Origin of the sequence: Thermococcus sp. M36, from assembly GCF_012027355.1 — an archaeon.
In the GTDB taxonomy this organism is placed as follows: Archaea; Methanobacteriota_B; Thermococci; order Thermococcales; family Thermococcaceae; genus Thermococcus.
In genome coordinates this window covers 1-436 of record NZ_SNUH01000220.1, presented here as the reverse complement: position 1 = coordinate 436, position 436 = coordinate 1, and the positions used below count along the sequence as shown (strand labels likewise).

Genomic DNA, 436 nt, shown 5'->3' with positions numbered 1-436 from the left:
GGGATGCTCCGTACGAAAGCAACAGTTTTATTGGTGCTTTTACCAAGCCAATGTTTTTATTACAGAACAACTGGTATAGACTTCAGGATTATTATCAACACGACCAATTAAGCTATTTTGCCAACAGTTACGGTAATAATTTCTACCGTTTATGCTTTCAATATATTCCCTTGCCTAAAGATGCAGATGCGGGCTTAAGTTTTCATTTAACACCCGCAGAAAAAATAAGTATAGAACATGCAGTAAATAATCCCCTGAACCAAAATGTGTTTGATAGTTTAATTAAGATTTCAAAAGAAAAATAAAAAATTAAGATACCGGCTTAAGTATTTCATGGCATCAACTGTTGCGTCGCACTCTTGTGCGTTCTTATCATTATTCATCTTTTTATAAAAGCAATTTTCAACCAGAAAGGCATATAGTAATACAATGTTGT

1 protein-coding gene is annotated in these 436 nt (G+C 33.5%); it reads left to right on the top strand.

From position 1 onward, the window contains the following. A partial coding sequence (locus E3E36_RS13035; RefSeq protein WP_206203693.1) for a hypothetical protein occupies nucleotides 1–305 on the top strand: 305 nt, incomplete at its 5' end. Between the last annotated feature and the right edge of the window lie 131 nt (nucleotides 306–436).